The sequence below is a fragment of the Arthrobacter sp. YD2 genome, from assembly GCF_030410475.1.
Lineage (GTDB): Bacteria > Actinomycetota > Actinomycetes > Actinomycetales > Micrococcaceae > Arthrobacter_B > Arthrobacter_B zhangbolii.
In genome coordinates this window covers 296240-318256 of sequence record NZ_JAUHHB010000003.1, presented here as the reverse complement: position 1 = coordinate 318256, position 22017 = coordinate 296240, and the positions used below count along the sequence as shown (strand labels likewise).

The window sequence follows — 22017 nt, the reverse complement described above, 5'->3', positions numbered from 1 at the left end:
GCGGGTTACCCCGGGCTGCACTCGCCGTTGTTGTTCAGGAGTGCACCCAGGGTTGCGTCGTCCTGGATTTCCGCCAGGTACTGGAGGTATTCGACGGTGATCGCCGGCTCTTCGGCCTGCGGGGGTTCCACAATGGCTGTGCCGTCAGCGGCCTCGCCGTCTGTTCCCCCGGTGTCCGCGCCGGAGTCAATCCCCGCATCGGAGCCGTCCTGCGGTGCGGCTTCCTGCGGTGCGGCCTCCCCGGCGGGAGGAGCCGGTTCTTCGGCGGGTGCGGCAGGCTGATTGGAGGCGGCCAGCTTTTCCTGGACCCGGGCGTGGATCAGGTTGAAGTCCGGATACGTAACAAAATTGTCCGCCGCGCTTCCGAAGTCCGGGGGACCGATGGTCATCCGCTCCATGGTCCGGTTCTTCGCCTTGAGCGCCAGGTCAACGAAGCTGCCGAGCTGGTCCTGCGGGAGGTCGGTCCTGACGATCTGCTCGCCCGCCGAGGCAATGGCCTGGAACCGGGTCAGCAGCGTGGCAGGGTCCATCTGCGCCACCATGGCCTGCTGGACGCACTGCTGCCGCGAGATGCGGTGGTAATCGGTGACGAATTCGCGTGAGCGGGCGTACCAGAGTGCGTGGTAGCCGTCCATGGTCTGCGTGCCCGGCGGGATCCAGCCGTCCGGCGGGTAGTGCCGGTTGGTGCCCGGGATTTCCCCGGCGGTGATGGGTACCCAGCCTCCGGCGTTGATGGTGATGCCGCCCATTGCATCAATGAGCGTGGAGAAACCATCCATGTCCACGATGACGTAGCCCTGGACATCAAGTCCCAGGATGCCGCTGACGGCGTCCATCATGGCTTCTGCACCCGGGTCGGCGGAGCCCGGGTAGAGATCCGCGTAGTTCTCGGTCACGGTCTGGTACAGGCTGTTGATGATGCATTCGTCGCCGCAGTTGTACCCGTCCGGGTAAATTTCGTGCAGCGGGGAGTCGGTCGGGAACAGGGCGTTCTGGAAGTTGCGGGGAATGCTGAAGGTGACAGGCTGGCCGGTTTTGGCATCAACGCTGATCATGGAGATACTGTCCGGCCGGAGTCCGGTGCGGTCCTCGCCGGCGTCCCCGCCCATGAGCAGGAAGTTGTAGCGTCCGTCAACGGGATCAAGGGACGGACCGGAGGCGAAAATCGATCCGAAGGTCTGTCGGCTGACGTTGAGCAGGTATGCGCCGTAGGCGAGGCTGCCGCTGGTCAGGACCATCAGGGCTACGAGGGCTGCGGCAACCATGGGGCGTGCACCGCGCTGCAGCAGGGGAGGGCGGATGATGCGCAGCGTGTTGAGGAACAGCAGTGCCCAGCCCACCGCCAGGAGGGCCAGGACCATCATGATCAGGAAGGACGCCCAGCCGTGGGTGAGGACGTCGATGGCCAGTGCCCGGTTGACCAGGGCGACAATGACCGCCGCGATGACCAGCGCCCAGACAGTGAAGGTCACCCGGAGGGCACGCCGGCCGAGCCTCCGGTTACCGGCCACCACCTGCGCGGCACCGGGAAGCACCAGGGTCAGGAGCAGAAGGATGAAGGCCCGCTTGGTGCGTACGGCGGGGGGTGCGGACTGGGGGTAACGGACAGGGTCGGTGTAGGTGCCCGCACCGGGTGCCGCAGAATGCTCGTTCACTGCCGGCGCCTAGTCCGTGCCGGTCAGTGACGCCCGCAGTGCGGCACCTTTGGCCATGGCGGTCTGGCGAAGGGCACCGGCAAAATCGATGAGCTGTTCCTGCAGCCGTGCGGCCAGCGGGTCGGTTCCCGCGGCGAGCATCCGGACTGCCAGCAGGCCGGCATTGCGTGCCCCGCCGATCGAGACGGTTGCCACGGGAACCCCCGCCGGCATCTGGACAATCGAAAGCAGGGAATCCATGCCGTCCAGGTACTTCAGCGGCACGGGTACGCCGATCACCGGAAGAGGCGTTACCGAGGCCAGCATGCCCGGCAGGTGCGCTGCGCCGCCGGCGCCGGCAATAAGGACGCGCAGCCCGCGCCGGTGCGCGTTCCGTCCGTAATCAAGCATGTCCTCGGGCATACGGTGCGCGGACACCACGTCTGCTTCGTAGGGAATGTCGAACTCAGCCAGTGCCGCCGCCGCTGCGTCCATCACGGGCCAGTCGGAATCGGACCCCATCACTAGGCCGACCAGCGGCGTGGTTGCACGGTGGGGCATGCTTCAGTTCTCCTTCATGGGGTCGCGGCCGTCACGGATAATGGCCGCTGCCCGGCCGGCACTGCGCCGAAGAGCGGGAAGCTCGTCGGTGCTGCCGATGACATTAACGTGGCCGATCTTACGTCCCGGACGCACTGATTTGCCGTAAGTGTGTACCTTGACGGCGGGTTCCGCCGCCAGCGCGAGGGGATAGGCGGAAAACAGGTCGCTGTTCTCCCCGCCGAGGAAATTCTTCATCACGGCCGCACCACTTGTCAGAGCTGTGTCACCCAGAGGCAGGTTCAGGACCGCCCGCAGATGCTGCTCGAACTGGCCCGTCACCGAGCCGTCCATGGTCCAGTGGCCGGAGTTGTGCGGGCGCATGGCCAGTTCATTGATCAGGAACCCGCAGCCACGGCCGGGTGTTTCGAAGAGCTCCACGGCCATGACGCCGGTAACGTTCAGCTCTTCGGCCAGGCGCAGGGCTGCTGCTGCCGCCGCGGCCGCTATCTCCGGGTCCAGGTCCTGGGCGGGAGCGATCACTTCGTCGCAGACGCCGTCCACCTGGATCGAGTGCACTACGGGCCAGGCCCTGCTGCTGCCGCCGGGGGTGCGGGCAACCAGCGCGGACAGCTCCCGGCTGAACGGGACCTTTTCTTCAACCAGCAGCGGGCCGTTGCCGAACCAGTCGGTGCAGTCCAGGGCCGCGGCTGCATCCTCCACAATCCGGACGCCCTTGCCGTCATACCCGCCGCGGGGGGTTTTCAGGACCACGGGCCAGCCTGTGGTGTCACCGAACGCGGTGAGGGCCCGGACGTCGGACACTTCCGCCCAGCGGGGATTGGGCAGGCCGAGCCGGTCCACGGCCGAACGCATCACGAGTTTGTCCTGGGCATGCAGGAGCGCGTTCGGACCGGGCTGCACGTTGATCCCCTTCTCCACGAGGGCGTGCAGGTGTTCTCCGGGCACATGCTCATGGTCGAAGGTGAGCACGTCCACGCCGGCGGCGAAGTCGGCAAGAACTGCCAGATCGCGGTAGTCGCCGACTGTGGCATTCGCCACTGCGGCAACGGCCGACACGTCGGGAGCCTCGGCGAGCACACGCAGCTCGAATCCGAGTTCTGTGGCCACCGGGGCCATCATCCGGGCGAGCTGGCCGCCGCCTATCACACCGATAATTGGAAAATCCACGCCTTAAGGGTACCGAAAAGGCCTGCAGATCCCGCTCTGCTACGCCGCTGTCCTTGGCCTTACCAAGCAAACACCCACCAAGGAGCGGTAAGATCGCCTCTTGACCGCCGTGCGTCCGCGCGACGGCTATGGGCAGTCGCCGTCTCTACCGGCCGCTGTCACCGATCGGCCTCGGAGGGTCATGTTTACATCGCTGCAATCCCGTCTTCGGGGCCTTGTTTCCCTGTTTTGGCGGGAAGTTGCCAAGTTCGGAACCGTAGGTGCGATGGCCTTCGTCATCGATAACGGCCTGACCCTTTTCCTGATGCACGGGCCGATGTCCGGCAGCGAGGTCAAGGCCCGTTTCGTCGGTGCGGTGACCGCCACCCTGTTCTCCTGGGTTGCCAACCGTTACTGGACCTTCCGGCGCCGCCGGAACCAGAACAAAGTTGCCCGCGAACTGGGGCTGTTTGTCCTCATCAACGGTGTGGGCATCCTGATTTCCACCGGCTTTACCTGGGTGGCCCGGTACCCGATGGGAATCCAGGACAAGAACCTGCTGTTCCTGGCCGGTGTACTCGGCATTTGCGTGGCCACCGTGCTGCGCTTCTTCGCCTACCGGTTCTGGGTCTTCAACGCCGAACTGGACCAGGAACCCGGGTTCGAGCAGGACTACGAGCTCCTGGAAGAGCCGGCAGCCCAGCGCCCGGCACGCGGCGCCCGCGCCGTCGGCGTTCCCCGCACCGAAGACGGTCCGGCGCCGGGGTCCGAAGCCGGCACGGGCCACCGCGGCACCGTCGACGCCGGAGTGGTCAACACGGGTGCGCTGAACACCGGTGCCCTCAACAACGCCTCTGCCGAGTCCCCGGCTCCGGAAAACACCCGGACCGGGAACCCTGTCAGGCCTCCAAACGCCTAGTCACCCGCTCGGAAGCGAGCAGCCGTTCGCCGGGCTCCGTGCCGGCCGGGGTAAGCACCACGGAGCCGCCCGCCGCCCAGATCCGCAGCGCTTCGGCCAGGACCAGGGGCAAGTCAGCTGAGGCTGCCAGCAGGACCTCGGCCGATCCATCCTCCGCCTTCACGGGCAGTGCAGCATAGGTTACGGTTCCGCTGAGTTCCGCCGACGCCGTTGCGGCGTGCACCTCCAGGGCCGCCCCGGCCGCCTCCGGTGCTCCTTCTGATACGTAGGTGTCCGCGTAGGACCGGATCTCGGCGGCATAATCCACCACGCCGGCAGGCAGGTCCCCCGGGAACGAGAGGTCCAGTGCCCCCGGAGCCACTGCGACCACCGTGCCCTGCGCATCGGGTTCAGGTGAATCGGTCACCGTCACTTCTGCCGCCGTGCCGCCATCACCCAGCACCGCGGTGCCGCCGGTCTGCCAGACTGCCAGCACCCACACCAGGGTCTTCCAATGCACGGGCAGATCCAACCGGACGCGCATGCCGGGCTCGGCATCCAGTTCATCCATCAGGAAATTCGAGGTTTTGGCAACCCAGTTGTCCAGGACTTTCCCCGACAGCTCGATCCGCTCCCCGGCGTCGCCGTACCAGATCAGCGCAGGGGAGGTGGCCTGCCGGGTGCGCAGGTTGGACAGGAGGGTGCTTACTGCGGACGTCGTCATTCGGTGGAGCCTCTTTCTCTAAGTGCCGTACTGCTCTCGAAGTGCCGTACTGCGGGCTGCCGGGCTTCAGCGAAGGCCGTTGCACGTGGCCGCACGGGAAAAGTCCGGGGCAGCCGAAAAAGTTCCGGCTGCCGGCGTGCCGGGTGTAAAGTCCGACGCGCCGGGAAAATGAAGAAAATCCCGGGCGTGGCGTTCCCCGCATCTGCCGATTGAACTCTATAGGATGCCTGAACAGCTTGACGGAGCCGTATTACACACGTGTAATTAGGTATCGGATTTGCTCCAGCCACAAGGGAGGACCCGCGGGTTATGCCTGCGGTCCCGCCACACAGCCGCTGCTGGGGCAATAACACCGGGAGGACTCCATGGGGCAAGCAGAACACAACCGGGACAGCAGCGTCATAGCCGAACAGGCGTCGGCGAGCTACGGTTCCAGAGGCGTACCAGTTGACTGGTACGTGGATCCTGCGGACCCGGGAGCCGCAGAGAGGTACCGCCGCGAGGCGGCGGGATCGCTGGATGACCAGGCCACGGCTTTCCTGGCCGCCCATGAGGCACTGGCGGACGTTCCCGAGGAAACCGAACCGGTACTGGATCCGCCGGTCTCCCTCTTTTCCGGTCCTCCCGCCGAAGACCGCCCGGTGTGGATCGGGTTGCCCGGTCTGGGCCAGGACTACGCCGATGAAGGCGAACTCGGGTGGCAGGCCGATGCACTGTGTGCGCAGACGGACCCTGAAGCCTTTTTCCCCGAAAAGGGCGGTTCCACGCGGGATGCCAAGAAGGTCTGCGCAGCCTGCAATGTGCGCTCGCAGTGCCTGGAATACGCACTCGCCAACGATGAGCGGTTCGGCATCTGGGGCGGACTGTCCGAGCGTGAACGCCGCCGGCTTCGGAAGCAGGCAGTCTAATTCTTTCGCAAGTCCATGTCTGCGCCATTGTCGTAGCCCACAATGGCGCCCAATATCTTCCTGAAACACTGTCCGCCCTCACCGCACAAACGCGGCAGCCGGACTTCTTTATCGGCGTCGACGCCGGATCAACCGACGCCAGCGCCTCCGTGCTCCAGCTCGGCCTGCCGGTAGGAAGCCCGGTCATTGCCGCACCGGCCCGCAGCGGTTTCGGTGCGGCAGTGAAGGCCGGCCTGGCGGAGCTCCCTGAACACCGCCGTGCCGCCGGCGCCGGAGCGAACACCGAAGGCGCAGCGGATCCCGATCCGGAGCACGAGTGGATCTGGCTGCTGCATGACGATTCCGCCCCGGATCCCGGCGCGCTCGACGAGCTTCTCCTGGCAGTGGAGCGGGCGCCGTCCGTCACTATTGCCGGCACCAAGCAGGTGGAGTGGGATAACGAACGCCGGCTCGTGGACGTGGGCATCACGGTCAACCGGTGGGCCGAGCGGCTGACCATGGTTGACGCGGATGAGCTGGACCAGGGCCAGTATGACTTCCGCAGTGACACCTTTGCCGTGAATTCGGCCGGGATGCTGATCCGCCGTGATGTTTGGGACCAGCTGGGCGGATTCGATCCTGCCCTGCCTGGCAGCGGCGACGACATTGACCTGTGCTGGCGGAACCGGCTGGCCGGAAACCGCGTTGTGGTGGTCCCCGCCGCCCGCGTCCGCCATGCCGGTAACCGTCCCAACCCAGCAGGCGCCGCCTCGACTGCCCGCCGGGCGGAAATTTTCCTGCGGCTCAAGCACGCCCCGCTCTGGCAGGTTCCCTTCCTGATGGTTGGCGCCGTCCTGGGCGGGATCGGACGTTTCTTCCTCGGGATGCTGGCCAAGGACCCCGGTTATGCCGCGGCGGCGCTGCTGACCAGCACCGCCGCCGTCTTCAGGCCCGTGGACTTGTACCGTTCACGCAAACAGGCCGCGGCAACCCGGCGTCGTCCGCGCAACGCGGTAAATGCCCTCCGAAGCGGTCCCCGCGAGGTCCGTGAGCACCGGCGGTCCCTGACCGAAGCCCGGGCCGCTGCGCTGGCGCCGGAAACCGCGTCAACCGGTGGCCAGGAGTATGTTCCCAGCGGTGACGCCAATGATGACTTTGCCGCTCTTGAAGGCCCCGGCCGCAGCTGGGTTGGCATCGGCGCGCTGACGGCTGCCTTGCTCCTGACCGGTGCCTCGCTCGCCGCCCTGCACCGTTTCCTGGGCGCCTCGGCCCTTGCCGGGGGAGCCCTCGCGCCCCTTGGCCAGGGTGTTGGCACGGTCTGGACCGCAGCAACCGGCTGGTGGGCGCAGATCGGGTCCGGATATCCCGCCCATGCCGATCCGTTCACCTACGTTCTGGCCCTGCTTGCCCTGGCCGGCTTCGGCAACGGCAGCGCCGCCGTGCTGGTACTTGTGATGCTTGCCCTGCCGCTGGCAGGGCTGAGCGCATGGTTTACCGCCGGAGCGTTCACCGCGCACCGCGGACTCCGTTTCTGGGCGGCCATGTTCTGGGCTGCAGTCCCCGCCTTCCAGATTGCCCTGGGCGAAGGCAGACTGGGCGCCATCCTGGTGCATATCCTGCTGCCCCTGACGGTGCTGTCCGTTGCCCGGGCCGTGGGCGCCGGCTCCGCTGCCCGGTTGGGAAGCAACCCGGAGACTGCCGCCGGACCGGCCGGAGCCGCGATACGGGGACAGGCAGGCGGGAAAACCCGGCCGTCCTGGACCGCCGCGGCCGTTGCCGGCCTGCTCCTGGCTGTGCTCACCGCCGCCGCACCTTTGACGTTTGCCCTTGCGGTTTTTGCCGTCTTCCTGCTGACTCTCGCCCTGCGGGGCAGGGCGCGAACGTTCTGGTGGGCCTTGCTGCCACCGATTGCCATGCTCCTGCCGCAGGTTCTTTCGGCTGCGCCGAATCTCCGCAGCCTCCTTGCGGATCCAGGGCTTCCGCTCGCGTTCGACCGCGCCGAACCGTGGCAGCAGCTGCTGGGCTATCCGGTGGCCTTCGACGTCGAGGGAACCCTCGGCGGACTGCTTCCCCAGGGTCCCTGGCACCTGCTGCTGGCGCTGGTTATCGGAGCCCCGGTGGTGTTGCTGGCGGTCGTGTCCCTCTTCCGCTCAGCCACTGCTCCGTTGGGGCGGCTGACCTGGCTGCTGGTTCTGCTGGCGCTCCTCCTGAACCTGGCTGCCTCGTATGTGGGCACCGCTGCGGCTCCCGAGGCCGTAGTGACACCCTTTACCGGGCCACTGGTCTCCGCCGCCGTGCTGCTGTTGCTCTGCGCCGCTCTGGCAGCGGCGGGGGACCTGCTGACCGGTCCTGCCCGGTCCGTCTCCCGGGCGCGCGCTCCGGAGGGCGCAACTGCTCCGGCTGCACGCCGTCCGCGCCGGGCCCTGGCCCTGGTGCTGGGTACGGTGCTGGCGGCCGGCCCCGCCGCGAGCCTGGCCCTGTGGGCTGTTCCACAGTTCACCGGCAGCGGGTTTACCGGGAACGCCACCGAAGCTGAAGCCGGCGCAGCCGGTATCCTCCCCGGATTCACCACCGACATTGACGGTGCTCCGGCGCGCAGCCTGCCGGCTACCGCTGCGGACGCAGGCAATGGTGAAGCGCAGTCACGCAGCCTGGTCCTGCGGGCAGATGAACAGGGTAATGTCACTGCGGCCCTGATGCGCGGCGGAGGCACAACTCTGGAACAGTTCTCCACCATTTATGCTGCCCGCACCCTGGAGGGCATGCCGGGGGTACCGGCCGAAGATGACCCCGCCACGGCTGACCTGCGGCGGGCGGTGGCGGTGATTACCGCCGGTACCGGGGTGGACCCGCGTCCGGACCTGGCCCGCCTTGGCGTTGCCTTTGTGGTGTTGCAGGAATCGGATACGGCGGCGGAGCTGCTGGCGGGCCGCATGGACTCCGTTCCCGGCCTCGCTGCCGTTGGCCAGACCGAATCCGGTTGGCTCTGGCGGGTTACCGAACCATTGAATGACGCGGGTACTGAAACGCAGTCCGGCGTGGGCTCACGGGTACGCATCCTCAACGCAGACGGCAGCACGGCTGCAGCGGTCCCGTCCGGTACCGAGGGCGTCCGGGCGTCCATTCCTGCCGGTGGGGAGGGACGGCAGCTGGTGCTCGCCGAACGCGCAGACGCCGGTTGGCATGCGAGCCTTGACGGCAGGCAGCTGACGGCCGTGGACAGTGAGTGGGCCCAGGCCTTCGAACTGCCGGCCGACGGCGGCGAGCTGGAGGTGGCCTACTCCAGTCCGTGGGAACCCTGGGTGGAAGCACTGCAGCTGCTGGTGATTGGCCTGACGGTGCTGCTGGCACTGCCCACGCCGGCCGCCGGCCGCACCGTGCGGCTGCCGGGCAGGCGCGACGCGCCGCAGCGCCGGGAAGGGCCGCCGGAAACGGGCGGTGCTTCTGCGGGCGCACTGCCGCAGCCGCCCGCCAGCCATATGGCGGTGGTTTCCGCTTCCGGCAGCACGACGCCGGCTTCGTCCGAACAGACGGTGGCCTCCGCCCCTGAGTCCACCAACCGGGCGCCGGTCCACTCCGGAGCCGCCCCCCACCCGGAACAGCGTGCCTCGGAAGGAAGCAAGCCATGAGTACCGAGAGTTTCGGAGGCGGCCGCCGGGCGGCCCGGCAGCGGGAGAAGGACGCCGCCGACCGCACCGCGGCAGATACTGCTTCGACCGAAGACACCGCACCGACCGAAGACACCGCACCGGCCGGTGACACCGCATCAGCCCGGGAGTCTGTTCCGACCGATGCTCCCGGCGACACTGCGTCAACCGGGGTGCCTGCTGCGGCCGGTGAGTCGGCAGCGACCGGAAATACCGCATCACCCGGTGACTCCGAGTCGGCCGGTGAGCCTGCATCTACCGAGGGTCGTGCTTCGGCCAGTGAGCCTGCACCATCCGGTGAGCCTGCACCATCCGGTGAGCCTGCACCGTCCGGTGAGCCTGCCTCGCCGGAGAATACCGCTGCCACAGGCAGTTCCGCCGCAGCTGATGGACCGGAAAAGACGCAGGACAAACCGGCAGACCCGCCGATAGCAGCAGCCGGCAAGGCGGACCGGGCGGAAGGGCCCGCGCCGGCCTCCGGTCCCGCGCCGGCTGCCGGTCCCGCGTCTGCGTCCGGGGCCGTAGGGTCCCGGGAGCGGAAACGCGGCTCCGCACGGCGCAGCACCGGAAGATGGGCCGCCGGCATCCTCCTGCTCGCCTGCACTGGTGCAGTGGCGGCAGGGGCCGGGGTTGCCGGTATCGGCGCGTCAGCCCAAAGCGTTGAAGTGCCGTTCGCTGAGGTCCCCGCCGGACCACTGACCGGTGTCTGTCCTGAACCGTTGCGCCTGCTTTCGGGCAACGTTGCGGGTACCGATGCCGAATTCAGTGCTGAGTCCACGTCTGCCCGCAGCGTTGTCAACGCGGCTGTGCTCGCGGCGGCCGGAACGCAGCTGCCCGCTGCCGGTTTGGCCAAGGTTGCTGACGGTGCCTCGCTGGCCGAACTGTCCGCGGGGACGTCGGATACGCCGCCGCTGGCAGGCACCCGGCCCGGCGCCGTCGTCCGCGACCGTGCGGTTTCCGCCGCAACCCTGCTCAGCGCCGAACCGTCGGGAGCGTTGCAGGCAACCGCAGGTGCGGGCATGACGTATACCGCGGCGGACGGTGACCTCACCGGACTTGCCGCGGCCAACTGCCAGGCGCCTGCCAATGACCTGTGGCTGGTAGGGGCCCGGACGGCTGTTGGTGCCACGGCGGTCCTGCAGCTGACCAACCCCTCGCAGACTGCTGCCGACGTTGATTTGGAGCTTTACGGTACTGCCGGCCCCGTGGACGGGCCCGGCAGCCGGGGCATATCCGTGGGACCGGGGCAGACCAGGAATGTGGTGCTGGCCGGCCTGGCCGCCAACCAGGAGTCCCTGGCGGTGCGCGTGCGCAGCTCCGGCGGACCGGTGGCTGCCGTGATTTCGCAGAACATCCTGCGGGGTTTGACTCCCGGGGGTGTGGAACTCATCCAGCCGACCACTGCTCCGCAGCCCGCGCAGGTGATCAGCGGGGTCCGGATCCAGAATCCGGAAACCACCCGCAAACTCGCCAGGGAAGACGGCTACGCCTCGGTGCTCCCGTCCCTGCAGGTGGCCGTACCCGGCGCGAGCGATGCCGTAGTGAACCTGCGGGTGTTTGGTCCGGCGGGGGAAGTGCAGCTCGAGGGTGGCGGAAGCTATAACGTAGCGGCCGGAACCGTGAGCCGGCTTCCGCTGGATTCATTGCCGGAAGGTACGTACACGCTGGATATCTCCGCTGACGCAGGTGTGGCAGCCGCAGCCGTCTTCAGCCGTGGATCCGATCCGGAAAAGGGTACTGACGTAGGAGTTGCCGCCGCCGGTGAACGGCTTGGCAGCGAGCACCTGGCAGTGCTGCCTTCGGCGGATTCCGTGCTGTCCTTCACCGCACCGGACGGTGCAGCCGAAGTGCAGCTGACCGGAGTCACGGCGTCCGGGGACCTGCTGGCGGAAAAAACGGTGAAACTGGGTGCCGGTTCCGTCACTGAAGTCCGGCCCGGAGATCTGGGCGGCGCCGTTGCGGCAGTTCTCATCCATGCCACCGGCGCGCCGGTCTTCGGTGCGCAAAGCGTCACCGGCGGCGAGACCGGGATCAGCGCGCTGACCCTCCCGCGGGGCAACGTGGGCGGGAGTCGCGTCCAGGTGGGCGTGGGCTACTAGCGCGGCGCTAGAGCGGACGGTACCTGCCGTACGCCGGATCAATGGTTTCCGGGTCCATGCCCATCAGTCCGGCCAGCTGCTCCACGATGACGTCGTGGAGCAGCTCGCTGACGGGAACCAGCCCGTGCGCTGCGGTTTCCACGGCATGCCGGTAGATGGTGATAACCGGGGGACGGTTCGGTCCGGCCGGTGTTCCGGCGCCGAGGGGAATGGGTCCGCCTGAGCGTGCCAGTTCCTCGAGATCGGGCGGAATCTCCTCCACCAGAAACTGGTAGCTCTGAATCTGTTCGCCCCACAGGCGTTCAAGGCGCTGCGCTGATTCGAGCACCCATTCATCAAAGCGTTCAGCGCGTGTGCGGGCGCCGGCCAGGTGCGGGGGAATCAGGTCTCCGCGCAGGCCCCGGCCGTGCCGGTTTCGGCGGCGCTCCCGGAAGGACCGGGCGGGAGCATCGGCGGAGCCGGGCGCCGCGGAGTCCGGCCCGTCTTCCAGGCGCACCCGGAACGAAGATCCCATGGACATGTAAGAACTCTAACCGCTGCCAGCCGGTGCGGGGACCCGTTTCCCTCGGGTCCGGGGAGCCTTTTTCCCGCGGCTGCGGACCGGCGCGCCTGCGCGGGCACCGGCGGAGGAGCGGGTAAAGTGGTCGTCCGTGGAATCCTTACGTCAGTGCTCGCGTTCAGCCTGCCGCCAGCCGGCAGTGGCTACCCTGACGTACGTTTACGCCGACTCCACCGCAGTTCTCGGCCCGCTCGCCACCTATGCGGAACCGCATTGTTACGATTTGTGCGCCGGTCATTCCGGGCGGCTTACCGCCCCGCTGGGATGGGAACTGGTCCGGCTGAACCTGGAAGGCCAGCCCCGGCTCCCCAGCCGGGACGAACTCTCCGCTCTTGTGGACGCGGTGCGGGAACAGGCCGCAAACACCCCGGATGAGGACGACGACGAGCCCAAGCGCAGCGGCAAGCATGCGCTGGAGCCGCCGGCCGAAACCCCGGGAACCCGCCGGGCGCATCTTCGCGTCCTGCGCGAACAGCACTAAGCCCCGGATACATCCTTCCTCCGAAACGCAGGGAGCAAAGGGTTAGGCTTGGCAGTGACGAGCCGCCCGCTGCGGTACCTGATCTCTCAAGGAAGTGCTGTTTCCATGGCCACTATGACAGCCGGACTCCTCGAAGTCCTGCGTTGCCCCGTCACCGGTTCCCCGCTCACCCAGGACGGTGATGAGCTGGTTTCCACCGCGTCCGATGCGTCCGGGAACCCGGTCCGGTACCGGCTGGAAGAAGGCATCCCGGTGATGCTGAAGGCCGATTTCGACGCAGCGGAGGCCCCCGGGCCGGCCGCGGATCTCTGAGGATGTGCGCATGAGTGTCGATTTCAAAGTAGCCGACCTGTCCCTCGCCGAAGCCGGCCGGCACCAGATCCGGCTGGCCGAGCACGAGATGCCGGGCCTGATGGCCCTGCGGCGTGAATACGGTCCCTCCCAGCCGCTCGCCGGTGCACGGATCGCGGGATCCCTGCACATGACCGTGCAGACGGCCGTACTGATTGAAACCCTCACGGCGCTTGGTGCGGAGGTCCGCTGGGCCTCCTGCAACATTTTCTCCACCCAGGACGAAGCCGCGGCGGCAGTGGTGGTGGGCAACGGCACCCCCGAGGAGCCTGCAGGTGTTCCCGTCTTCGCGTGGAAGAACGAGTCGCTTGAGGATTACTGGTGGACTGCTGAGCAGATTCTCACCTGGCCCGAAGGCTCGGGCGGCCCGAACATGATTCTCGACGACGGCGGCGATGCCACCCTGCTGCTGCACAAGGGTGTTGAATTCGAAGCCGCCGGGTTTGTGCCGGAAAGCCCCAGGGAAGGAGACGAGGACTACTCCTACGAGTTCACCGTCATCCTGGACCGCCTGCGCCGCAGCCTCGCCGAGCACCCCGGCAAATGGACCGAAATTGCCAAGGGCATCCGCGGCGTGACGGAGGAAACCACCACCGGCGTGCTGCGGCTGTACCAGCTGGCCGCCGAGGGGAAGCTGCTGTTCCCGGCCATTAACGTCAACGACTCGGTCACCAAGTCCAAATTCGATAACAAGTACGGCATTCGCCACTCGCTGCCGGACGGCCTGAACCGTGCCACCGACACCCTGATTGGTGGAAAGGTGGCTGTGGTCTGCGGATACGGCGACGTCGGCAAGGGCGCCGCCGAGGCGCTGCGCGGGCAGGGCGCACGGGTTATCGTCACCGAGATTGATCCGATCTGTGCCCTGCAGGCCGCGATGGACGGATACCAGGTGGCCCGGCTGGAGTCGGTTCTCGGTCAGGGTGACATCTTCATTACGACCACCGGCAACAAGGACATCATCATGGCCGAGCACATGGCTGCCATGAAGCACCAGGCCATTGTGGGCAATGTTGGCCACTTCGACAACGAAATCGACATGGCCGGTCTGGCACGGGTTCCCGGGGTACGCAAGGTCGAAATCAAGCCGCAGGTCCACGAATGGGTCTTTGACGAAGGCACCGACAAGCAGCGCAGCATTATTGTGCTCTCCGAAGGGCGCCTCCTGAATCTGGGCAACGCCACCGGCCACCCCTCGTTTGTTATGAGCAACTCCTTTGCCAACCAGACGATCGCCCAGATAGAGCTGTTCACCAAGCATGGGACCAGCCGTCCGGACGGCACCCCGGAGTACGCAAACCAGGTGTACGTGCTGCCGAAGGTGCTGGACGAGAAGGTGGCACGCCTGCACCTGGGCGCGCTCGGCGTCGAGCTGACCGAGCTGACAAAAAGCCAGGCCGATTACCTGGGCGTGGATGTTGCCGGCCCGTTCAAGCCGGAGCACTACCGCTACTAGCGGCTGTTGCGGTGGAGCCGCGGCCGGGTGCCGGCCGCGGCTAGTCGCTGAACGGCATGCGGTGCAGCCGCGCAGCCAGCGCCTCGGTCTGCTCGCGCTGGCGGTCCAGCCGCACGTAGTCCCTGTCCCGCCGCTCGGCCATCACCGCCCGAAGGTAGGCCTCGGGATGGGTGCCGGCCGGAGGCTGCGGAGAGATGAAGCCGCTGGTTTCCGCCGCCAGTTCGGTGGCCAGCGCAGTCCGGGCCGGTGCTGCCATACGGCCGCTCTGGGCCAGGAAACGCGAAATCCGGCGCGACAGGCCGTCCGGCAGCCGGCCCATATCCGCAAGGTCCGCCCACGGCTCAAGTTCCGGGGGCGTGTGGACCAGCGGCGGCAGGGGAGCCACTACCCGGTCCCGCAATGCGTAGGTCCCGGCGAGAATGTCCCCGAGCCGCTTGGACCTGTTATTAAACAGAGCCACGGTGAAGGCCAGGGAACCGGCCAGGAGATAGATTTCCAGCACCGCAGTGATGGCGCGGATAAAGGCATGCCGAAACCGTACTGAGCCGCCGTCGTCGCGCACAATCCTAAGGCCCATGGCCAGCCGGCCCAGGGACTTGCCGCGCGTCAGGGTCTCCACACCGGCGGGTACCGCCACGAACATCAGTACCACCAGTGCCAGGGAGAGCGTGCGGGCGAGGGCGGGATCCGACTCGGCCACTGCTTTCCCGACCAGCAGCATCAGCCCGATGAACACGGTTACCTGCGCCACGACGTCGATAATGGCGCTGAGCATACGGGCAGCGAAACCCGCCGGACGCAGTTCAAGGACCACCGCCTCACCGGTAACAATGGTGCTCATATACGTCCTCCTCGAACCATGGGTCAGGACCACTGTACCGACCCGCTAGGGTGTAACCGTGGACCTCGATGCCTTTGCTGCCGTGCACAGCCCGGATTGGAAGCGGCTTGACGTTCTCGTTGCCCGGCGCCGCCTCAGCGGACCCGAGGCGGACGAGCTGCTGCGGCTCTACCAGCGTGCCTCCACGCACCTTTCCATCGTGCGTTCGGTGGCTCCGGAGGGCACCCTGTCCGCGGCGCTGTCCATGCGGCTTTCCCGGGCCCGCACCCGGTTGACGGGCAGCCGGTCCAACTTCCTCGAGGACATGGCATTTTTCTTTGTGTTCTCCCTGCCGTCTGCGTTCTACCGGATCCGCTGGCTCACCGTCGCCATCGGGGCAGCGTTTATTGCCGTTGCCTGGCTGACCGGTTTCTGGACCGTGAATACCCCCGGTGTGCTGGCCGCCGTGGGTTCCGACGCTGAGATGCGCCGGTATGTGGAAGAGGACTTCGTCAACTACTACTCCGAGAACCCGGCGGCGTCCTTTGCCGGGATGGTGTGGACCAACAATGCCTGGATTGCCGTGCAGGCGGTGGCTTTTGGCATTACCGGGGTCTGGGTCCCGTGGATCCTCTACCAGAACGCCGTCAACGTGGGCCTAAGCGGCGGAATGATGGCTGCGCACGACAGACTCGACGTCTTCTTTATCTACATCCTTCCGCACGGCTTTATGGAGCTGACCGCCATTTTCATTGCCTCCGCGGCCGGGCTTCAGATTTTCTGGACGTTACTGGCCCCCGGCCGCCGTTCGAGAATGAATGCGCTGGCCCAGGAAGGCCGCTCCCTGATGACTGTTGCCCTGGGGCTGATTGTGGTCCTCTTTATTTCCGGCCTGGTGGAAGGGTTCATCACCCCCAGCCCGCTCCCGGCCTGGCTGCGCCTGACCATCGGTTTCCTGGTGTTCGCGGCGTACTGGGTCTACACCCTGGTGCTCGGTGGCCGTGCCTACCGCGCCGGCTATCGGGGCGACCTTTCAGCGCGCGACGCCGGTGCCTCCGTCCTGACCGCCTAGCCTGCGGGCGGGGTGGCGCGCGCGCCGACACGCACCGGCCCGGTAGGGTCGAGGTAGACCAGCGTCGACCACGAGCGTCGAATAGTTTCAGGGAAGTGAAAGAGGAAGCAGTGGCCAGCCAGGACGAAACCCCCACGCATCGACCGACGGCGGGAGGCGAGCCTCCCAGCGACGGCCCGGTGACGCCCGAAACGGAGACCGGCGCTGTTTCAGCCAACGGATCCTCTGCCCGCGAAGCCTTGCACGGTACCAACGAACATGACGCCTGGGATGCCGAATTCAACGGCCTTTCCGGCGGTGACTCACCGGACGCAGCGAACACTGACGCCACGGGTGGCCGCCGCGATACCGCAGATGAACCTGCCGCAGATGAACCTGCCGCCCCAAAGCCTGCCGCAGCCGAGACTGCCTCCTCTGAACCTGCCGCATCCCACACTGACGTAGCCGAGCCCGCTGAGGCTGTCTCCGCCGACGGAAACAACGCGGGTACGCGGGAGTCCAATGGTGCCGGCGCAGCCGAGACGCCTATAACCGGAGCTGCTGCAACGGATATGACTGTCCCGGGAGGACACCCCGCGGTCGCCCAGCGCAGCCACCTGCCAATGCGCCGGGCAAGCACGCTTCCGGATCTGAGCCGTTACGCCTCCCGGTCCGATGACAGCCGAACGGATACAGGCGAACCGAACGCCGGAACCGCGGCAACTGCTTCCGGGTCCGATGCCGAATCCGGGGAACGAAGCCTGCGCACACCAGGGGAGCGCAGTGCCGGCCACGGTGCCGCTGCCGCCGGAGCAACTGCGGGTGCAACCGCCGTTCCGGGTGCTTCCGCCTCAGCTGCATCTGTGCCCTCCACATCTGCGGGCTCCGCTGCGGATGTTTCCGCCGCCGATGCCGCCGTCACGGATGTCCACGGTTCAAATGTCCCCGGTTCAAATGTCCCCGGTTCAAATGTCCACGGTTCAAAAGCCCCCGGATCCGATCTGCCCGGTTCCGAGGTCCCCGCCTCCGGCGCGGATACCCGTACGGCCGCCTTCAAAACTGTGGACGTCAGCGCCACGGGATCAGGCGCCGCAGGGGCCAGTGCCGCAGGAGCAAGATCCGCGGGGGCACAAGCCGCGCAGGCACAAGCCGCGCAGGCACAAGCCGCGCAGACACAATCCGCTGACAAAGACTCGGCAGAAGACGGCGCGGATTCAGCGGATTCCCGTGCCAACGAGGACTCCCTGTCTCCGGCGGAAGCCGAACGGCGGGCCCGGGAACGGGAAAAGGCCGCTGCCGGGAAACCCGTTCTCGCCCGGGTGCTCCAGGTGATGATTGCCGTGTTTTTCCCGGTGATGCTGCTGGCGGCCGCCATTCGTGCCGTGGCAACGCCGCTGTTCCTCTGGGCGGAGTACCACCGGCCCGGGTTCCCCGCCGACAGCTACGGGTTCACCACCGATGACCGGATGACCTACGGCTCCTATGCCGTGGATTATCTCCTGAACTGGACCGGTCCCCGCTATCTGGGGGACCTGGTGGGTGACGGCGGGGAACCGCTGTACCTCGAGAGCGAGGTCAGCCACATGGCTGACGTCAAGACGGTGCTTACGGCAGCCTTTGTGGCGGCGGCGGTGATGGCCGTCCTGAGCATCTGTGCAGCGTTCTACCTCGCACGGCGCAGCCCCGGCGGCATCCGCAGGGCTCTCTTCTCCGGTGCCGCCGTCACTCTGGTGCTGGTCCTCGTCCTCCTGACCCTCGCCATCCTGGGCTGGGAGCAGTTCTTCACCCAGTTGCACACGGTGTTCTTCGCCAACGGAAACTGGACCTTCAGGCTGGACGACACACTTATCCGGCTCTTCCCGGCGCAGTTCTGGATGGACGCCGGCATTGTGATCGCGGCCCTGGTGCTCGTCACCTGTGCGGTTGTCCTGGCCTGCTGCTGGCCGACCAAGGCACGCCGCAACCGGGCCCGGGCGGCACGGGAAGCCGCACGCCGCCGGTACACCGACTCGCTGGACGCCCTCTAGCAGCCGGACCCGCAGTCCACACAGAAAACCCCCGTACCGCCTGGCGGTACGGGGGTTTCCTGTGCTCGGGCCGCAGCGGTGCTACTTGGCGTAGAGCTTTTCAACCTCGTCGGAGTAATCCGCAATCACGGCGTTCCGGCGCAGCTTGAGGGTTGCGGTGAGGTGACCGGACTCCAGGGTGAAGTCCTTGGGCAGAACCGTGAACTTACGGATCTGCTCTGCCCGGGACACCGTCGCATTGGCCGCGTCCACGGCGTCCTGCAGGATCTGCTGCACCCGCGGATCATCGCCGGCAACACCGGTGGGGGCGCCGTTTTCGCGGCTCCAGGCTTCCAGCGCCTCGTCATCAAGGGTAATCAGGGCCGAGACAAACGGGCGGCCTTCACCGACGACAATCGCCTGGGAAACCAGGCGGTTCTCGCGGATCTTTTCCTCCAGCGGGCCGGGTGCCACGTTCTTGCCGCCGGCGGTGACAAGCAGGTCCTTTTTCCGCCCGGTGATGCGCAGGAATCCGGCGTCGTCGAGCTCGCCGACGTCGCCGGTCCGGAACCAGTCACCGTCGAACGCTTCGGCGGTAGCTTCGGGGTTGCGGTGGTAGCCCTTGAAGACCACTGCGCCCCGCACCAGGACCTCGCCGTCGTCGGCAATCCGGATGGTGGTGCCGGGCATGGGCAGGCCCACGGTGCCCACCCGTGTGCGGGCCACCTGGTTGACGCTCGCGGGGGCGGTGGTCTCGGTGAGGCCGTAACCCTCCAGGACCGTCACGCCGCAGCCGCGGAAGAAGTGCGCCAGCGTCGGGCTCAGTGCGCTGGCACCGGAGATGGCGAATTCCGCATTGCCGCCCAGGACTGCCCGGACCTTGGGGTAGAAGAGCCGGTCAAACAGTTTGTGCTTCAGGGACAGCGCCACGGACGGCCCGCGGCCGCCGCGCGCGGCAGAGTCCTTGGCTTCCGAGTAGGCAATGGCCGTGGCGGAGGCCGCGGCAAACGCCTTGCCCTTGCCGGCGGCTTCCGCGGACGCCTGTGCGCCGGTGTAGATCTTTTCGAAGATCCGCGGCACGGCCAGCAGGAAGGTTGGAGAGAAGGACTTGAGATCGCTCATCAGGTCCGAGGCGCTGCGGGAATGACCCACCTTCACGCCGGCGTGCAGGCAGCCGACCTGCACTGCGCGGGCCAGCACGTGGGCCAGCGGCAGGAACATCAGGGTGGTGGGATTCGGGACCTTCAGCATCTCAGGGAGAACTTCGATGATGTTGACGCCGAACAGGGCGAAGTTGCCGTGCGTGATTTCGCAGCCCTTGGGACGTCCCGTAGTGCCGGAGGTATAGACCATGGAAGCGGTGTCTTCGAGGTTGGCGGTGCTGCGGGCAGCCTCCAGGGCGTCGTCGCTGACGCTGCTGCCGGCTGCGGCCAGGCCGGTGAGCGAGTCGGCACCGTCGCCGTCGTTCATCAGCCAGATGGAAAACTCCCCGTCAAGGGCGGAAACGGCTGCCTGGACAACGGCTGCCTTGCGTTCATCCTCAACAAACACGTGCCGGGCACCGGAATCCGCGAGGATCCATTCAACCTGGGACGGGGAGGAGGTTTCGTAGATCGGAATGGTCACGGCGCCGGCGAACCAGTTCGCCATATCCGCCACGGTCCACTCGTAGGAGGTCCGGGACATCACCGCAACGCTGTCGCCCGGGCGGATCCCCGAACCGATCAGGCCCTTGGCCAGCCGGGAGACTTCGGTCAGGAACCGCTCAGCTGTGACGTCCTCCCACTCTGTGCCGTTTTTTACGGCGTACAGAACCCGGGATGGATCCTTTTGGTGCATTTGGAGCAGAAGATCCGTGACATTGGAATCTGCGGGAAGGCGGACCAGGAGGTCAGTGGCGGACTCGCGCACTTAGGCCCTCTCTTTCTGTGCCGGGGCACATGGGTAACGAGACTAAATCCAGCTGGGCATCCACATACGCAGCCGCCAGTCAGAATACGGGATGGTTTCCGCCGTCCAGACCGGCATGAAGAATGCCGAGAGCAGGACGGCACCCGCCACGAAGCAGCCGACCACCAGCAGGCCTGCCCGTCGCCGCGGCAGGCTGTCGGAGCGCCGGCCCAGAACCAGCCCCAGGACATACACCAGGGCCAGGACCAGGAAGGGCTCGAAGGAGACCGCGTAGAAGAAGAATGTGGTCCGTTCAGGATAGGCGAACCAGGGCAGGTATCCAGCCGCCACTCCGGACAGGACCGCACCCGCGCGCCAGTCACGCCGCCCTATCCAGTAAAAGAGCACCACCACCAGCGCCAGGGCGGCACCCCACCAGATCAGCGGATTGCCCACCGAGGTGACGGCAGTGGAGCAGCTGTCCGCCAGGCAGCCGTCCTCGCCGGCGGAGGAACCCTCATAGAAGAAGGACGTGGGCCTGCCCATGAACAACCAGGTCCACGCGGTGGAGGAGTAGCTGTGTTCCGAGCTGAGCCCGTTATGGAAGGCATAGGCGCTGCGGTGATACTCCGCGAGGGAACGCAGCGATGCGGGCAGCCAGCTCCAGCCCTCGTCCGGATTCTGCGCGGCCCACTGCCGGTCATAGGCGTCCTCGGAACGCAGCCAGCCGGTCCAGGTGGCCAGATATACGAGGGCGGCGGTGGGAATGATGGTCAGGAACGCCGGGATGCCGTCCCGGAACAGTGCTCCTTCCCACCCGGGGATGCCCGCAACCCGGCGGGCGCTGACATCCCACAGCACCGTCATCAGCCCGAAAACGGCGACGAAGGCCAGAGCGGACCATTTGGTGCCAACGGCCAGCCCCAGGCAGGCTCCGGCAACCAGCCGCCATGGACGCCAGAGGAGCCACGGTCCGTACAGCAGTGCCCCGCGCGGCGCGGGGACGGTGCCCGGAGGCCCGCCCGCCGTGCCGGGACTGCCGTACAAACGGGCCAGCCGGCGGGCGAGCCGCAGCCGGCCGTCCCTGCGGTCCAGCAGCAGCGCCCCAAACGCGGCCACCACCCAGAACGTCAGGAAGACATCCAGCAAAGAAGTGCGCGAATGGACAAGATGATGCCCGTCAACGGCCAGCAGGAGCCCTGCGACGGCACCGAGCGAGGCGGAGGAAAACAGCCGGGCGGCAATCAGGCCTACGAGCAGGACGGTCAGGGTGCCCGCCAGCGCGGCGCCGAAACGCCAGCCAAAGGCATTGTCCGAGCCGAAGAGCGCCATGCCGAAGGCGATCATCCATTTACCCGCGGGCGGGTGGACTACGTATTCGGGACTGTCCAGGAGGATGCCCGGCTGACCCGCGTTGAACGAATCGTTGGCGTTCTCCGGCCATTCCCGTTCATACCCGGACTGCAGCAGCGAATAGGCGTCCTTGACGTAGTAGGTCTCGTCGAAGACGAGGGAACCCGGTTCGCCGAGGCGCACAAAGCGCAGCACTCCGCCCAGAACGGCCATCACCAGGGGCAGCAGCCATCCGGCGGTTCCCAGCGGCACCAGGGTGCTGCCCAGCAGGCGGCTCCGCAGGGACTCAAAGCTGAACGCCGACTGGGGAGATTCCAGCAGCGGCGCGGCCTCACGGCGGGCTTTCACGGTTCCGGTGAGACTCACGCGCACCACTCTATAGCCTGTCGCGTAGGGTTGGAGGGTGGACTCGAGCAAGAAAACAGGCAACCAAACCGGTACTACGGCAGGT

16 protein-coding genes and 1 pseudogene are annotated in these 22017 nt (G+C 66.9%); 9 read left to right on the top strand and 8 right to left on the bottom strand.

The genetic code is table 11. The annotated features are described in order from the left end of the window. Positions 1–5 precede the first annotated feature (5 nt). The 3 genes from QWJ37_RS12435 to QWJ37_RS12425 are packed head-to-tail and all read right to left on the bottom strand — an operon-like array spanning position 6 to position 3317. On the bottom strand, positions 6–1655 hold the full coding sequence (locus tag QWJ37_RS12435; protein ID WP_290245434.1) for an LCP family protein: 1650 nt from the start codon (positions 1653–1655) through the stop codon (positions 6–8). A gap of 9 nt (positions 1656–1664) precedes the next feature. Continuing rightward, positions 1665–2195, bottom strand: coding sequence for a 5-(carboxyamino)imidazole ribonucleotide mutase (gene purE / locus QWJ37_RS12430; protein WP_227904229.1), 531 nt, complete (start codon positions 2193–2195; stop codon positions 1665–1667). A 3-nt stretch (positions 2196–2198) separates the two neighbouring features. Continuing rightward, positions 2199–3317, bottom strand: coding sequence for a 5-(carboxyamino)imidazole ribonucleotide synthase (locus QWJ37_RS12425; protein WP_231716091.1), 1119 nt, complete (start codon positions 3315–3317; stop codon positions 2199–2201). 229 nt (positions 3318–3546) lie between these two features. On the opposite strand from QWJ37_RS12425, the pseudogene QWJ37_RS12420 reads away from it, so the two are divergent. Beyond that, a pseudogene (locus QWJ37_RS12420) lies at positions 3547–4032 on the top strand (GtrA family protein); the annotation flags it as partial. A gap of 211 nt (positions 4033–4243) precedes the next feature. On the opposite strand, the gene QWJ37_RS12415 reads toward QWJ37_RS12420, so the two are convergent. Then, a complete protein-coding gene (locus QWJ37_RS12415) occupies positions 4244–4966 on the bottom strand; it encodes a TIGR03089 family protein (protein ID WP_227904231.1) in 723 nt (240 codons plus the stop codon). A 365-nt stretch (positions 4967–5331) separates the two neighbouring features. On the opposite strand from QWJ37_RS12415, the gene QWJ37_RS12410 reads away from it, so the two are divergent. The 3 genes from QWJ37_RS12410 to QWJ37_RS12400 are packed head-to-tail and all read left to right on the top strand — an operon-like array spanning position 5332 to position 11599. Continuing rightward, positions 5332–5874, top strand: a complete 543-nt coding sequence (locus QWJ37_RS12410; RefSeq protein WP_231709980.1) for a WhiB family transcriptional regulator — start codon at positions 5332–5334, stop codon at positions 5872–5874. Next, a complete protein-coding gene (locus tag QWJ37_RS12405) occupies positions 5874–9482 on the top strand; it encodes a glycosyltransferase family 2 protein (protein WP_356882668.1) in 3609 nt (1202 codons plus the stop codon). The genes QWJ37_RS12410 and QWJ37_RS12405 overlap by 1 nt, the downstream gene beginning before the upstream one ends. Next, entirely contained in the window at positions 9479–11599 is a 2121-nt protein-coding gene (locus tag QWJ37_RS12400) for a DUF5719 family protein (RefSeq protein ID WP_290245433.1), read from the top strand. Before QWJ37_RS12405 ends, QWJ37_RS12400 begins: the two co-directional genes overlap by 4 nt. 7 nt (positions 11600–11606) lie before the next feature. Here the strand turns inward: QWJ37_RS12400 and QWJ37_RS12395 are convergent, their stop codons facing one another. Then, on the bottom strand, positions 11607–12119 hold the full coding sequence (locus QWJ37_RS12395) for a metallopeptidase family protein (RefSeq protein WP_227928896.1): 513 nt from the start codon (positions 12117–12119) through the stop codon (positions 11607–11609). Positions 12120–12249: 130 nt separating this feature from the next. Between QWJ37_RS12395 and QWJ37_RS12390 the strand changes: the two genes are divergently transcribed. From QWJ37_RS12390 to ahcY, 3 genes are all read left to right on the top strand, one after another. Then, complete coding sequence (locus QWJ37_RS12390) at positions 12250–12639, top strand: DUF3499 domain-containing protein (protein WP_227904234.1); 390 nt, start codon at positions 12250–12252, stop codon at positions 12637–12639. 105 nt (positions 12640–12744) lie between these two features. Next, positions 12745–12951: a hypothetical protein gene (locus QWJ37_RS12385; protein ID WP_227904235.1), complete on the top strand. Its 207-nt coding sequence runs from the start codon at positions 12745–12747 to the stop codon at positions 12949–12951. Positions 12952–12961: 10 nt separating this feature from the next. After that, positions 12962–14446, top strand: a complete 1485-nt coding sequence (gene ahcY / locus QWJ37_RS12380; RefSeq protein ID WP_290245432.1) for an adenosylhomocysteinase — start codon at positions 12962–12964, stop codon at positions 14444–14446. Between the two features lie 40 nt (positions 14447–14486). On the opposite strand, the gene QWJ37_RS12375 is transcribed toward ahcY, so the two are convergent. After that, positions 14487–15287 (bottom strand): RDD family protein, encoded by an 801-nt coding sequence (locus QWJ37_RS12375; RefSeq protein ID WP_290245431.1) that lies wholly within the window; start codon positions 15285–15287, stop codon positions 14487–14489. Between the two features lie 58 nt (positions 15288–15345). Between QWJ37_RS12375 and QWJ37_RS12370 the strand changes: the two genes are divergently transcribed. After that, on the top strand, positions 15346–16338 hold the full coding sequence (locus QWJ37_RS12370) for a stage II sporulation protein M (RefSeq protein WP_227928899.1): 993 nt from the start codon (positions 15346–15348) through the stop codon (positions 16336–16338). Between the two features lie 95 nt (positions 16339–16433). Further along, a complete protein-coding gene (locus QWJ37_RS16200) occupies positions 16434–18344 on the top strand; it encodes a TIGR01906 family membrane protein (RefSeq protein WP_356882341.1) in 1911 nt (636 codons plus the stop codon). Between the two features lie 81 nt (positions 18345–18425). Here QWJ37_RS16200 and QWJ37_RS12360 read toward each other — a convergent pair whose 3' ends face one another. After that, positions 18426–20234 carry an AMP-dependent synthetase/ligase gene (locus tag QWJ37_RS12360; protein WP_290245430.1) on the bottom strand — a complete coding sequence of 603 codons (1809 nt, stop codon included), beginning with the start codon at positions 20232–20234 and terminating at the stop codon, positions 18426–18428. A 42-nt stretch (positions 20235–20276) separates the two neighbouring features. Continuing rightward, the gene (locus QWJ37_RS12355) at positions 20277–21779 is read right to left on the bottom strand and encodes a phospholipid carrier-dependent glycosyltransferase (RefSeq protein WP_290245745.1); all 1503 of its coding nucleotides are present in this window, start codon (positions 21777–21779) and stop codon (positions 20277–20279) included. Between the last annotated feature and the right edge of the window lie 238 nt (positions 21780–22017).

Excerpts from the sequence above, each read along its gene's own strand:
- purE (WP_227904229.1), bottom strand. The coding sequence starts at position 2,195 with ATGCCCCACCGTGCAACCACGCCGCTGGTCGGCCTAGTGATGGGGTCC.
- QWJ37_RS12425 (WP_231716091.1), bottom strand. The coding sequence starts at position 3,317 with ATGATGGCCCCGGTGGCCACAGAACTCGGATTCGAGCTGCGTGTGCTC.
- QWJ37_RS12415 (WP_227904231.1), bottom strand. The coding sequence starts at position 4,966 with ATGACGACGTCCGCAGTAAGCACCCTCCTGTCCAACCTGCGCACCCGG.
- QWJ37_RS12410 (WP_231709980.1), top strand. The coding sequence starts at position 5,332 with ATGGGGCAAGCAGAACACAACCGGGACAGCAGCGTCATAGCCGAACAG.
- QWJ37_RS12400 (WP_290245433.1), top strand. The coding sequence starts at position 9,479 with ATGAGTACCGAGAGTTTCGGAGGCGGCCGCCGGGCGGCCCGGCAGCGG.
- QWJ37_RS12395 (WP_227928896.1), bottom strand. The coding sequence starts at position 12,119 with ATGTCCATGGGATCTTCGTTCCGGGTGCGCCTGGAAGACGGGCCGGAC.
- QWJ37_RS12385 (WP_227904235.1), top strand. The coding sequence starts at position 12,745 with ATGGCCACTATGACAGCCGGACTCCTCGAAGTCCTGCGTTGCCCCGTC.
- ahcY (WP_290245432.1), top strand. The coding sequence starts at position 12,962 with ATGAGTGTCGATTTCAAAGTAGCCGACCTGTCCCTCGCCGAAGCCGGC.
- QWJ37_RS12375 (WP_290245431.1), bottom strand. The coding sequence starts at position 15,287 with ATGAGCACCATTGTTACCGGTGAGGCGGTGGTCCTTGAACTGCGTCCG.
- QWJ37_RS12355 (WP_290245745.1), bottom strand. The coding sequence starts at position 21,779 with ATGGCCGTTCTGGGCGGAGTGCTGCGCTTTGTGCGCCTCGGCGAACCG.